Origin of the sequence: Mycetocola sp. CAN_C7, from assembly GCF_015752285.1 — a bacterium.
Classification (GTDB): domain Bacteria; phylum Actinomycetota; class Actinomycetes; order Actinomycetales; family Microbacteriaceae; genus Mycetocola_A.
Window position 1 is genome coordinate 93,456 of sequence record NZ_JADOUY010000001.1, and the last position, 12,889, is coordinate 106,344.

9 protein-coding genes are annotated in these 12,889 nt (G+C 66.4%); all 9 read right to left on the bottom strand.

Going from position 1 to position 12,889, the window contains the following annotated elements; genetic code table 11:
* Nucleotides 1-93: 93 nt before the first annotated feature.
* The 9 genes from IWX78_RS00405 to IWX78_RS00445 all read right to left on the bottom strand — a co-directional run bounded on the left by IWX78_RS00405 (nucleotide 94) and on the right by IWX78_RS00445 (nucleotide 12,873).
* On the bottom strand, nucleotides 94-285 hold the full coding sequence (locus IWX78_RS00405) for a YbdD/YjiX family protein (protein ID WP_196831433.1): 192 nt from the start codon (nucleotides 283-285) through the stop codon (nucleotides 94-96).
* Nucleotides 282-2,582 (bottom strand): carbon starvation CstA family protein, encoded by a 2,301-nt coding sequence (locus tag IWX78_RS00410; protein WP_196831434.1) that lies wholly within the window; start codon nucleotides 2,580-2,582, stop codon nucleotides 282-284. Before IWX78_RS00410 ends, IWX78_RS00405 begins: the two co-directional genes overlap by 4 nt.
* 167 nt (nucleotides 2,583-2,749) lie before the next feature.
* A complete protein-coding gene (locus tag IWX78_RS00415; RefSeq protein ID WP_196831435.1) occupies nucleotides 2,750-3,979 on the bottom strand; it encodes a multidrug effflux MFS transporter in 1,230 nt (409 codons plus the stop codon).
* 264 nt (nucleotides 3,980-4,243) lie between these two features.
* Nucleotides 4,244-5,428 carry an ROK family transcriptional regulator gene (locus IWX78_RS00420; protein ID WP_196831436.1) on the bottom strand — a complete coding sequence of 395 codons (1,185 nt, stop codon included), beginning with the start codon at nucleotides 5,426-5,428 and terminating at the stop codon, nucleotides 4,244-4,246.
* Nucleotides 5,429-5,625: 197 nt separating this feature from the next.
* Nucleotides 5,626-7,962, bottom strand: a complete 2,337-nt coding sequence (gene yicI, locus IWX78_RS00425; RefSeq protein ID WP_196831437.1) for an alpha-xylosidase — start codon at nucleotides 7,960-7,962, stop codon at nucleotides 5,626-5,628.
* Nucleotides 7,959-10,001 carry a beta-galactosidase gene (locus IWX78_RS00430; RefSeq protein ID WP_196831438.1) on the bottom strand — a complete coding sequence of 681 codons (2,043 nt, stop codon included), beginning with the start codon at nucleotides 9,999-10,001 and terminating at the stop codon, nucleotides 7,959-7,961. Before IWX78_RS00430 ends, yicI begins: the two co-directional genes overlap by 4 nt.
* 46 nt (nucleotides 10,002-10,047) lie before the next feature.
* Entirely contained in the window at nucleotides 10,048-11,016 is a 969-nt protein-coding gene (locus IWX78_RS00435; protein WP_196831439.1) for an aldo/keto reductase, read from the bottom strand.
* Nucleotides 11,017-11,020: 4 nt separating this feature from the next.
* Complete coding sequence (locus IWX78_RS00440; protein WP_196831440.1) at nucleotides 11,021-11,917, bottom strand: carbohydrate ABC transporter permease; 897 nt, start codon at nucleotides 11,915-11,917, stop codon at nucleotides 11,021-11,023.
* Nucleotides 11,914-12,873 carry a carbohydrate ABC transporter permease gene (locus tag IWX78_RS00445; protein WP_334684467.1) on the bottom strand — a complete coding sequence of 320 codons (960 nt, stop codon included), beginning with the start codon at nucleotides 12,871-12,873 and terminating at the stop codon, nucleotides 11,914-11,916. The genes IWX78_RS00440 and IWX78_RS00445 overlap by 4 nt, the downstream gene beginning before the upstream one ends.
* Nucleotides 12,874-12,889: the final 16 nt, after the last annotated feature.

Sequence of the window (12,889 nt, forward strand, 5' to 3'; positions counted from 1 at the left end):
GCCGGACGTTTCACGACGTCCGTGGAACGAATCTACAACGTTGCAGCGCTGCCGAACGGCATCCGCTGCCTGGAACCACGCACCGTCACCCCCTCAGCAGCACCTGCCCTGTGGGTTGCGGTCCTGCTCGTCGTCGCGCTCGCGCCAGAACATCCGCTCGGGCATCGGCGGGGTGTCGGGGTGATTCGCGGTGTGATGAGCGAGGTAGACCTCATAGGCGTTGTCGCCCATCACTGCCTTGATGTATCTGCCCGCCGAGACCAGTCCGGCTGCGAGTGCGTTCATTCGTGCCTCGCCTTCACCCGGCGACGGTCGGCAGGGAGGGCATCCCACTGCTTCTGGATCCGCTTCTCGGCCTTCGTCGTGACGATGCCTGAGCCGCCGAAGATGCGCGACGGGGTCACCGGATCTTCGGTGTTGACGCCTCCCCCGTTCTGGAACGCCCTGATGGTGCGGAACACGGCGACACCGATCACGATGACGGTGAGCGTCACGAACAGGATCGACAGGGTGCCCTGCACGAACGTGTTGCGCACGACCGCTTCCATCGCCGCCCGCGTCGGCGCGGTGCCGAAGCTCTCTTCACCCTGGTCGAGCGCCTGCCTGAACGCGCTGTTCTGGGCCCAGTAGCCGACGGCAGGAACCGGTGAGAAGATCTTGTAGAGGGATGCCGTGACGGTGACGACGGTCGCGAAAGCCAGGGGAAGAGCCACCACCCACAGGTACTTGAAGTAGCCACGGTCTGCGACGATCGCGAGACAGATCGCGAGAGCGATCGCGGCGAGAAGCTGGTTGGCGATGCCGAACAGCGGGAACAGCGTATTGATCCCGCCGAGCGGGTCAGTGACCCCCATGATGAGGATCGCCCCCCATGCCGCGACCATGATGGCCGTGCAGATCCAGGCCCCCAGTGTCCAACTGGCATCCCGGAACTTCGGGACGATGTTTCCGAGGGTGTCCTGGAGCATGAACCGGGCGACCCGGGTGCCGGCGTCGACGGCCGTGAGAATGAACAGTGCTTCGAACATGATGGCGAAGTGGTACCAGAAGCTCATCATGCCGACGCCGCCGATGAACGACTGCATGATGTGCGCGAGCCCGACGGCCAGGGTCGGCGCGCCGCCGGTGCGCGAGACGATGCTTTCTTCGCCCACGTTCCTCGCCGTCTCGGTGAGGAGTTCGGGGGTGAGGTTCACGCCGGTGAGACCGAGCGAATTGACGAACGCGACGGCGCCCTCGACGGTGCCTCCGGTGTTGGCCGCCGAGATGTTCATGGCGAAGTACAGTCCGCGGTCGATGGAGAGGGCGGCGACGAGGGCCATGATCGCGACGAAGCTCTCCATGAGCATTCCGCCGTAACCGATGAACCGGGTCTGTCGTTCCTTCTCGACCAGCTTCGGGGTCGTCCCTGAGGCGATCAGCGCATGGAATCCGCTCAACGCCCCGCAGGCGATCGTCACGAAGAGGAACGGGAACAGCGCTCCTGGGACGACGGGCCCGCCGGCCGGGTCGTCGGCGAACTCACTGAACGCCGGCACGGTGATCTCAGGCCGGACGACGATGATCGCGACGGCGAGCATCACGATCGTGCCGATCTTCATGAAGGTGGAGAGATAGTCGCGCGGGGCAAGCAGCAGCCAGACCGGGAGGATCGCGGCGATGAAGCCGTAGACGATGATGCCCCAGGCGATGGTGGTGCGGTCGAGGGTGAACAGCGCAGCACCCCAGTCGGTTGCGGCAACGGCACCGCCGCCGACGATGGCGGCGATGAGCAGCACGAAACCGATGATCGAGATCTCGGTGATCTTGCCCGGCCGGAGGTAGCGCAGGTAGACGCCCATGAACAGGGCGATCGGGATGGTCATCGACACGCTGAAGACGCCCCACGGGCTCTCGCCGAGCGCGTTGACGACGACGAGGGCGAGGATGGCCACGATGATGACCATGATCACGAGGGTGGCGATGATGGCGGCCGTGCCGCCGACGCGTCCGAGCTGGTCGCGGGCCATCTGGCCGAGCGAACGTCCGCCGCGCCTGGTGGAGAAGAAGAGGACGAGGTAGTCCTGGACGGCACCGGCGAGGATGACGCCGACGATGATCCAGATCGTGCCTGGCAGGTAGCCCATCTGGGCGGCGAGCACGGGTCCGACGAGCGGGCCGGCTCCGGCGATCGCCGCGAAGTGGTGACCGAAGACCACTCGGCGGTCGGTGGGAACGTAGTCCTTGCCGTTGGCCTTGTATTCGGCCGGGGTCGCCCTCCGGTCATCCGGGCGGGTGATGGCCCGCTCGATGAACTTCGAGTAGAACCGGTAGGCGATGAGGTAGGTGCAGACCGCTGCGAACACGAACCAGATCGCGTTCACTGTCTCGCCGCGCACCACGGCGAGCATCACCCAGGCGACGCCGCCGAGCAGGGCGATGGCCACCCAGATCGCGATCTTCAGCGGCGTCCAGTGCCGTTCTTCTGCCTCGCGCTCGTCGTCGGGAACCGCGACGGGCGGCAGGTTCGGATCCTGTTCGATGACGGATGCTTCCGGGTCGGCCGCGGGGCCACCCTCTGTCCGTCCGGCGTCTTTGCTCATCGGAACCCCTCGATTTCGGTGCGACTGTGCACGCTCCCGGCGGCCCGGAAAAGGCCGCAGGAGACACTGTGCTCCGATGCTACAGCCCGCGGCCCCCGAACGGGTCGCGCGCCGGCCGACTCAGTGTGCCGGCGTGGCGGCATCCGTCATCGGCACGGACCGACGGGTCAGCTCGCGAGCGCCGGCACCCGGCGCGGCTGCACGATGAACCACACGGAGAGCACCGAGACGAGCGAGGTGGCGAGCATCACGGATGCCATCGGGATGGCGCTGTCGATCCCGAACAGCCCCACGATCGGCGAGATCAGTCCGGCCAGGCCGAAGTTGAGCGCGCCGAGCAGGGACGCCGCCGTGCCGGCCTCGTGACCGTGGTTGACGAGAGCGAGCACCTGCACGGCGGGGAACCCGAAGCCGGCGGCCATGATGAAGAAGAACAGCGGGATGAGAACCCCGAGGAACCCGGCGCCGGACTCGGCGAGAACGATGATCGAGAGCGCGGCGAACGCCTGGACGGCGGTCGTCACCCCGAGGATCCACTGCGGCCCGTAGTGACGCATGAGGCGAGAAGACACCTGCACGCCGATGACGATGCCGAAGGAGTTGATCGCGAAGAGGAAACCGTACTGTTGCGGGTCGAGATTGTAGACATCCTGGAACAGGAACGACGAGCTCGACAGGTAGGCGAACAGCCCGGAGAAGCTCATCCCGCCGATGAGGGCGACTCCAACGAAGACCCGGTCGCTGAAGACCGAGCGATACCGGTCGCGGACGGTCGTGTGCCCGGAGGCGTGACGACGCTCCGGCGGCAGGGTTTCGACGATGAAGATCGACACGGCAACGACGACGAGCATGCCGTAGAGGGCCAGGAACACGAACAGGCCACGCCAGTCGAGGAACAGCAGCAGCTGCGATCCGATCACCGGGGCGAGGATCGGGGCCAGGCCGTTCACCAGGGCAAGGCGTGACAGCATCCGGACGAGCGGCTTGCCTCCGAAGAGGTCGCGCACCATGGCCATGGCGACGACGCCGCCGGCAGCGGCACCGGCGCCCTGCAGAACACGGAAGACGCCGAGCCACACGATGTCAGGGGACAGAGCGACGCCGATGCTCGCCGCGACGTGCACGCTCGTGGCGAGGATGAGCGGCAGTCGTCGGCCGACCTTGTCACTCCAGGGACCCATGAACAGCTGACCGATGGCGAAGCCGAGTGTGGTTCCTGTCAGCGTCAGCTGGATCAGCGTCGCCGAGACGTTCAGGTCACTCTCGAGCACGGGGAACGCCGGCAGATAGAGGTCGATGGTGAACGGTCCGAGCGCGGTCAGCGACCCGAGGACGAGAATGTAGACGAGTCTCTGACGGGGAGTCAGAGCATCACCGGGGTGCACAACAGTAGTCACGAAAAAAAGGTCCTCAGTACAAGCGGGGCTGCGACGCAGATGTCACGGGCGGATGGCCGATGCCCTGAACGTAACCGCGTCGCTGAGGCGCAGTATTCCCATCGATCGAGAAAAAATCGAATCGATTCGAGCCCGGCGCTTGTCAGAATATCACCCGGTTGCCATCACGATGCCGCGCGCTCGACAGGGACAATCAGCATCGACGCACGTTCAACAGGCGAAAAGGGCCGTTTTTCTCTGCCTCTCCCTGTTGAACGGGTCTGCTCAGGCCTGAACCGCTCCCGCGACCCCGGCAGGGTCGTCGATGAGCGGCTCGAACGCGAGTTCGGCGGCACCGATCAGGAGCAGGTCGGGCCCGAGCGTGGCGCGGACAATCCGCACTTCTTCGAATGACGCGGCCAGGGTCTGTCCCTCGACGAGCCGGTCGAGCAGCGCGGGATCGACCGCGTAGATCGAACCGAGGAACCCACCGAGCACCACGAGTTCCGGGTTGAGCACGTTGATGGCGTTGCGAAGAGCGATGCTCAGGATGCCGAGCTGACGCACGACCTCCGTCCGCACCGCGGGGTCCATTGAGTCGAGCAGGGCACGTTCCAGCTGTGCCGGATCGGCGGATTTCAGGCCGAGCAGATCGAGCAGGCGACTCCGGTTGACCTCATCCTCGAGCGCCCCACCCGTCGACGGCTGGTCAGGGCCGTCAGGGGCGGTGACCAGGTTGTGGCCGAACTCGCCCGCGTACCCGCCGACGCCGCCGAGCGGCATCCCGTTGGCGATCACTCCGCCACCGATACCGCTGGCTCCACCGTTGAGGTAGATGAGGTCGCGCACCTCACGCCCGGCACCGAAGATGTGTTCGGCGAGGGCACCGAGACTCGCGTCGTTCGCCGCCCGAGCCGGATATCCGGTCGCGTCGGCGAGCAGGGAAGCGACGGGCTCGTCGACCCAGCCGAGGTGCGGAGCGAGTCGCACGAGCCCATCGGGAGCGCGCACCAGTCCGGGCACGGCGACGCCGACTCCTGCCACGACGGCGGATGCCGGAAGGCCGGCACGCAGACCGGCCATCAACTCGGCGGTCACCCGCACCGTCTCGGCGACGCCGAGCGGTTCGTCGAGGTCGTGTCGGACCTGGGCGACGACCTCGCCGTTCATCCGCACGATTCCGACGGTGATGGCGTCCTGCTCAGGGTTGACAGCGAACGCCACGCAGTCGGGGTGAGGGCGGACGACCGGCGAGGGTCTCCCCACGGTTCTCGCACCGTCGGGCTCCGCTTCGACGACGAGCCTCAGCGCGGCGAGTTCTCCGACGAGCGCGGCGACCGTCGACCGGTTGAGCCCGGTCTGCCTGGTGAGGGTCGACCGCGATACCGCACCGTCCCGGTGAACGAGCCCGAGGATCCTCGAAAGGTTGTGCCGACGCACGGTGTCGAGATTGGTGCCGCGATTATTCACTGTCAGCTCGGGATTCTGTGTGCCAGGCGCGCGGTGCGTAGCCGTGCACGGTCTGATGGAAAGCGTTCGAGAGTGTCTTTATCCACTCGAACGATACCGAACCTGGGAGCGGAGCCGGGTCTCTCCCGAGATTATCGTGGCACGGGTCTGGCCGTCGAAGGGCGCCGCGCTCCCGGTGATCATCGGGGTCGGCGCCATCAGAGTGCCGCCATCCTGTCGGTCGACAGCACGATTCCGCCGCCGGCGCGGCGCGCGCGGAAGGGAGCATCCGCAGCGCTGGTGACGACGACGTTCTCGCCGTCTGCTGTCACGGTGATCGCGACGGATGCTCCGCCGAGCGGGTTGGCCACGGTGAGCGCCGTCGTTCCGGTGAACCCCGGATACACGGTGACGAGGGGGTCCTGGGTGTAGTCGTAGTCTGGGCGATCCGACCTCGACCCGGTGATGAGCACGGCACCCTCGCGTACCCAGAGCGGGATGCTGTCGAATGCATGGGTCTCTCGGCGCCAGGCTGGGCCGCTCACCGTCTCGCCGCTGAGGTAGTTCGTCCAGGTACCCGTCGGCAGGTAGTACTGCACGTCGCCCGACTCGCTGAACACCGGTGCAACGAGAAGGTCGGGGCCGAGCAGGTACTGGCGGTCGAGGTGGTCGACCGCAGGGTCGCCGTCGAACTCGAGTTGCATCGGGCGCATGAAAGGCGTGCCGGTGCGGGAGGCCTCGAGCCCCACCTCATACAGGTACGGCATGAGTTCGAGTTTGAGAGTCGTGAACCGACGCGTGACGTCGACGGCGCTCTGTCCCTCCGCCTCGGAACCGTCGTCGAACAGCCACGGAACCCGGTAGCTCGTCGAACCGTGCAGGCGCGAGTGGCTCGACAACAAGCCGAATGCGACCCAGCGCTTGAACACGGCGGCGTCAGGCATCCCTTCGAAGCCGCCGATGTCATGGCTCCAGTATCCGAACCCGCTGAACGCGAGCGACAGCCCGCCGCGCAGGGTCTCGGCCATCGATTCGAAGCTGGACGAATTGTCTCCGCCCCAGTGCACGGGCTGCTGCTGACCGCCCACGGTGGCTGACCGGGCGAACAGCACGGCGTCACCTTCGCCGCGGTGCTCCTCGAGCACCTCGAAGACCGCCTTGTTGTAGAGCTGGGCGTACCAGTTGTGCATGACATCCGGCGATGAGCCGTCGTACCAGACGACGTCGGTGGGGATGCGCTCGCCGAAGTCGGTCTTGATGGCGTCGACTCCCTGGCCGAACAGGCGCCTGAGCTTCTCCTGGAACCACCTCGTGGCATCCGGGTTCGTGAAGTCGACGAGCCCCATCCCGGACTGCCACATGTCCCACTGCCAGACATCACCGTCGGGTTTTTTCACGAGGTAACCGGCGTCGCGTGCTTCGGCGAAGATGGCGGCCCTCTGGCCGATGTACGGGTTGATCCAGGCCGAGACGTGGAGGTTCCTGTCGTGCAGTCGCGAAAGCATGCCCTCGGGATCCGGGAAGACCCGGGGGTCCCATTCGAAGTCCGTCCAGTTGAACTCGCGCATCCAGAAGCAGTCGAAGTGGAACACGCTGAGCGGCAGGTCGCGTTCGGCCATGCCGTCGATGAAACCCGACACGGTCTCCTCGTCGTATTGCGTGGTGAACGACGTCGACAGCCAGAGCCCGTACGACCACGCAGGCACGCGAGCCGGTCGACCGGTCAGGCGGGTGTATCGCTCGAGCACCTCTTTCTGGGTGGGGCCGTAGATCACGAGGTACTCGAGCGCCTCGCCGGCGACCGAGAACTGCACCTCCTCGACACTCTCGGTACCCACCTCGAACGAGACATGTTCGGGGTGGTTGACGAGCACGCCGTAGCCGCGGTTGGTGAGGTAGAACGGCACGTTCTTGTACGACTGTTCGCTCGACGTTCCGCCGTCGGCGTTCCAGATGTCGACGGTCTGGCCATTCTTGACGAGCGGGCCGAACCGTTCACCGAGCCCGTAGACGAGTTCCCCGACTCCGAGCGACAGGCGGCCGTGCAGGTAGGCGGATGCCGGTGCGAGTCCGGTTGTCGTGACTCCGGACAGGCCGGCCGGCTCGGTCGTGACCGGCGCGTCGGCGGCGAGCGCCATGTAGCCGATGGATTTGTGGCCGCTCGACGTGAGAGTTCGACCGCCCCCCTCGAAGCTGAGGTTCCACGGGGCGCCCTGAGCGATCCGGGCAGTGAGCGGTCCCGAACGAAGCGTGCCTGCGGCATCCGTCACCTCGATGACGACGTCGGGCCGCCCGGCCCCGACCAGGTCGAAACCGGGACCGGTGGATGCGGCGGTGTTCTTCTCGACCCGCACGCGGATGATGCCGTCGAGCGGCGAGGACAGGGTGATCGTCAGTGCGGCACGGTTGAGCACGTCGCCCCGGCGTTCGATCACTTTGGTCGGGGCGGTGATCCGCAGTGCGTCGCCGCCGACCGCGTCGATGTCATACGCCTCCTGGGCGTAGAGCGCCGAGACGCCGGGCCTGGAGCTCCAGAACCCATCGGTGAACTTCATGACCTGGCGTCCTCTCGAAGGACGACGACAGCTCCGGCAGGGACGACAGCGCCTGGCTCGAAACGGGTGCCGGTCACCAGGTCCAGGCCTGACGCTTCGAGATGCAACGGTGAGGAAGAATGGTTGATCGCGAACAGCCAGGTCCCGTCTGGGCCGACGCGACGCGTGACCTCGAGCCCACGATCCGCACCAGCGACCGGGGCCAGTTGGGCCCGGTCGATGAGGTCGTCGACGAGTGAACCGATCGACTCGGGATCCAGATGAGTGGCGACGTAGCTCGCTGAGCCGGACCCGACGGCGTTTCTGGTGACCGCCGGAACGCCGAACAGCTCCCCTGACGCGTACGAAGCGACGGGCTCAGCACCGTCGAGGTGGGCGAGTTCCGTCCAGATCGAACCGGCCCAGCCGTTGTCGAGCGCCACCCGTTCTCCTCCGAGCAGCGGAAAGAATTCTTCGACCCGGATGCCGAGCAGCTCGCGGAGAACGCCGGGGTAGGTTCCGTGCACCCGGTTGTGCTCGTTGACGATGCCCGAGAAGTAGGTGACGACGGCGTGGCCCCCCGCGGTAACCCACGCGGCGAGGCGGGCGGCATCCTTCGCGGTCATCAGCAGAAGTGTCGGAACGACGATGGCGGCGTAGCCGTCGAGGTCATCGGACGGGTGCAGCACGTCGACGGCGATCCCTCTCGCCGTGAGCGCCCGATGGAAGTCGAGCGCGGCGTCGATCGCCGTGACGTCGACCGTCGGCTTCCGCCCGGCGCGGAGGGCCATGGCGGCGTCGTAATCGAAAAACATCGCTACGGATGCCTTCTCGACGCGGCTCCCGGCGACCTCGGCGATCGCCGTGAGCGTCGCACCGAGTGCTTCGGCCTCGCGGTACACCTTCGTGTCTGCTCCCCCGTGCGGCACGACTGCGGAGTGGAACTGCTCGCTCCCCGCTGTCGACTGGCGCCATTGGAAGAACAGCGCCCCCTCTGCACCGCGGGCGATGTGGGCGAGGCTGTTGCGGGCGAGCTCGCCGACCGACTTCGCCCGGTTGCGCGGCTGCCAGTTGACGGCGGACGTGGAATGCTCGATCAGCAGCCACGGGTCGCCGCCAGCCATGCCACGGACCCGGTCGGCGCTGAACGCCAGCTCCCCGTGCCGTTCGGGGTCGATACCGATCGTGTAGTGGTCGTTGGCGACGAGGTCGACCTCTGCCGCCCAGGCGCGGTAGTCGGCGACGCCCGGGTGATTCTGCACCATGAAGTTGGTGGTGATGGGGATATCCGGCGTGATCCGGCGGAGGACCTCCCGCTCGGCGCGGTAGTGGTCGAGCAGCGCGTCTGAGCTGAATCGCTCGAAGTCGAGCAACAGGCCGGGATTGTGCCCGGTTCCGCTGTGCCTGGGTGGCTGGAGCTGACCGAACGACGTGTAATGGTGCCCCCAGAAGGCCGTGCCCCAGGCCTCATTGAGAGCGTCGATGGTGCCGAACTTCTTCATCAGCCAGCGTTGCCAGGCCTGTCCGGTCTCGTCGCTGAAGCAGTGGTTGTTCTCGTTGCCCAGTTCGTTGCTCACGTGCCACAGGCGCAGCGCGGGGTGCTCGCCGTACCGTTCAGCGAGCTTCTCGACGATGCGCATGGCGTACGTCCTGAAGGTTGCCGAGCTCGGCGACCAGCCGAGGCGCCCGCCCTGTGCCATGCGGATGCCGCGGTCGTCGACGGGGAGGATCTCCGGGTGTGCCTGGTGCAGCCAGATCGGCGGCGCAGCAGTCGGAGTGGCCAGATTGACGCCCACTCCGCCTTCGTGCAGGAGGTCCATGATGCGGTCGAGCCAGCCGAAGTCGAATTCGCCGTCTGAGACCTCGATCAGGCCCCAGGAGAAGACCCCGAGGTTCACCGAGTTCACCCCTGCGCGGCGCATCAGTGCGATGTCCTCGACCCAGACCTCCTCCGGCCACTGTTCGGGGCTGTAATCGCCGCCGAAGGCGAATCCGTCGGAGATCCGGCGGAACTCGGTGGGCTGCGCCAGGTCGTTGGCGCGGGAGAGGATGCTGGTCATGACGATGAGGTTCTCTTTCGCTGGAGCGGGGTGTACAGGAGTCGGGTCAGGATGCCGGGGGCCAGGTCGACGTCGGCGGTTCCTTCCACGCACTCGACGGTGGCACGAGCGTTTCGAGTTCCTCCCAGAGCGACGCGGGAATGTCGAGGAGGTCCGCCGCGATCGCGTCCCGGATGTGGGCGGACGAGGTCGCGCCGATCACTGTGGAGGTGACATCCGGGTGCCGCGAACTGAACTGGATGGCTGCGGCGGCGAGCGGCACACCCGAGCGTGCGCACGCCTCCCCCATCAGCCGGACGGCATCGGTGGTTGCAGGGTGGGCCTGCCCGTACGCGTATCGTGTCGCCGGTTGCGGCCAGTTGGCGAGCGCTCCTCCGCCGAAGACCGCGGCGTTCAGCACGGCCATGCCGCGACCGCTCGCTTCGGCGACGAGTTCAGCCGACGACCGGTCGACGAGGGTCAACCTGTTGTGCGTGATCACCGCGTCGAACAGCCCGGTCCCGACATAGTGCCGAAGCATCGGCGCAGGACCGCCGGAGATGCCGATCCGCTCGGCGACCCCGGATTCCTTCATCGCGACGAGGGCGGCGACCGGGCCGTCGACGGCCAATGCCTCGTCATAGCTGATCAGTTCGGGATCGTGCAGGTACAGCAGGGGAATCGATGCGATTCCAAGCCGGTCCAGGCTTTCGGCGAGGCTTCGTCGCATCCGTTCGCCGCCGAAATCGCCGGTGACGGGGTCACGATCGAGCTTCGTCTGGAGGACGATGTCGCCCGGCCTGCCGGCGAGGGCGGTACCGATCACGACCTCGCTGTTGCCTCCTCCGTATTCGTTGGAGGTGTCGAGGAAGCTGATGCGCCCCGGAGCGCCTGCCGGAATGCCGAGTACCTCCTCGAGCGCAGGAACCGGCCCGTTTCCGACCCGCGCGTGCGACCAGGAGGAGGTGCCGAGGCAGAGGCGAGAGACGAGCGGTCCGCCGGCACCGAGGGGGCGAGAGGTATCTGGTGAGGTCATGGGCTCAGCCTTTCAGCCCACCGGACAGCAGGTCCAGCCGCCAGAACCGCTGCAGGAACAGCATGAGCAGCACGAGCGGGACGATGGAGATCGCCGCACCGGTGATGGCCAGGCCGTAGAGCGCCGGGGTGCCTGAGCCCTTCGACAGGAGGGTGTAGAGACCGACGGTGAGCGGGTAGCTCTCCTGGTCGGAGAGCATGACGTACGGCAGGAGGAAGTTGTTCCAGATGCCGACGAACTGCAGCATGAACACGGTGACCATTCCCGGCACCATCATCGGCAGCGCCATCGAGCGGAAGATCCGCCATTCGCTCGCTCCGTCGATGCGGGATGCCTCCATGATGTCTGAGGGGATCGCCGAAGCGGCGTACACGCGGGAGAGGTAGATCCCGAACGGACTGATGATCAGCGGAAGCAGCACCGAGAGGTAGCCGCCGGCCAGCCCGAGCTGCGACAGCAGCAGGTATTGAGGAATGGCGAGGGTGATGCCGGGGATCAGCACGCCACCGAGGATGGTGAAGAAGATGAGGTTCCTGCCCCTGAACTCGTATTTCGCGAGCGCGTAACCGGCCATCGCCGAGACGAGGGTCGACAGCACTCCGCCCACTCCGGCGTAGAGAAGGGAGTTGAGTGCCCACATCCCGTACTGTCCTCCGCCGTAGCTGAAGAGCGCGGAGAGGTTCTCCCAGAGCCCGGTGCCGGGCACGAACGAGAACGTGGTGAATAGCTCGCTGCGGGACTTCGTCATCGCCGAGAACACCCATGCGACGGGCACGAGGCAGTAGGCGGCGCCGATGAGGAGGATGATCGTCGGGATCAGCCGGGCCCTGAGGGAAGGCCGGGAACCGGGAGCCGACGAGGGGCGCACCGACGACCGGGGCGCGCGGGCTATGGCGGTCATGAGACAGCTCCTGTCGATTTGCGGTTGGTGATCCAGAGCACGAGGGCCGAGACGAGGACGGTTCCGACGGCGAGCACGACCGAGAGTGCAGCGGCGCCCGGAAGGTCATCGGTGATGAAGGCCATCTTGTAGATGGTCATCAGGGGCACCCATGACTGGCTGATCTCGTTCGTCATCGGCTTCAGCGTCATCGGCTCCGAGTACAGCTGAAGTGCCCCGATGAGGGAGAAGATGCCGGTGAGCACGAGGGCTGGGACGACGAGAGGAACCTTGATGCGCAGCGCGATCTGCCACTCGTTCGCGCCATCGATCCGCGCTGCCTCGTAGATCTCGGTCGGGATGCCGCGGAGTGCCGTGTAGATGATGATCATGTTGAAGCCGACACCGCCCCAGACCGCGATGTTGGCGATGGATCCGAAGATAGCGGGGTCGTCGAGGAACGGGATCGTGCCCCAGCCGAGCGCCTTCGTGAGATACGAGAACGGGCTCGTCCCTGGCAGGTACATGAAGCCCCAGAGCAGGGCGGCCACGACACCGGGGACGGCGTACGGGATGAAGATGGCGATGCGGGAGAAGCGCTTGGCCTTCACCGTCTGCACGTCGAGAAGCAGGGCGAAGAGCAGGGCGAGGCCGAGAGTCAGTGGCACCGAGATGATGCCGTAGACCGCGAGCCGGCCGAATCCGGCACCGAGTTCAGGATCGGTGAGCACGGCGATGTAGTTCTCGAGTCCGGCGAACACCTGCACGCGGGTGCCGAGGATGCCCCCACCCTCGAGTTTGTAGGTCTGGAAGCTCAGGTACGCCGCGTAGAGGATCGGCACGAGCATGAAGACGACGAACAGCACGAGGGCAGGCGCCAGGAAGACATAGGGCGCGATCGTGCGCCGTCTCCTGCGCCTCGGCTGCTGCCGGCGCACGCCGGTGACCGGCGGCCTTGTGGCGAGTGATGTAGACACGTGCTGTCCTTTCTTC

Bases quoted from the DNA above. Each gene is read 5' to 3' on its own strand.
- IWX78_RS00440 (WP_196831440.1), bottom strand. From the start codon at position 11,917: ATGACCGCCATAGCCCGCGCGCCCCGGTCGTCGGTGCGCCCCTCGTCG.
- IWX78_RS00405 (WP_196831433.1), bottom strand. From the start codon at position 285: ATGAACGCACTCGCAGCCGGACTGGTCTCGGCGGGCAGATACATCAAG.
- IWX78_RS00435 (WP_196831439.1), bottom strand. From the start codon at position 11,016: ATGACCTCACCAGATACCTCTCGCCCCCTCGGTGCCGGCGGACCGCTC.
- IWX78_RS00410 (WP_196831434.1), bottom strand. From the start codon at position 2,582: ATGAGCAAAGACGCCGGACGGACAGAGGGTGGCCCCGCGGCCGACCCG.
- yicI (WP_196831437.1), bottom strand. From the start codon at position 7,962: ATGAAGTTCACCGATGGGTTCTGGAGCTCCAGGCCCGGCGTCTCGGCG.
- IWX78_RS00430 (WP_196831438.1), bottom strand. From the start codon at position 10,001: ATGACCAGCATCCTCTCCCGCGCCAACGACCTGGCGCAGCCCACCGAG.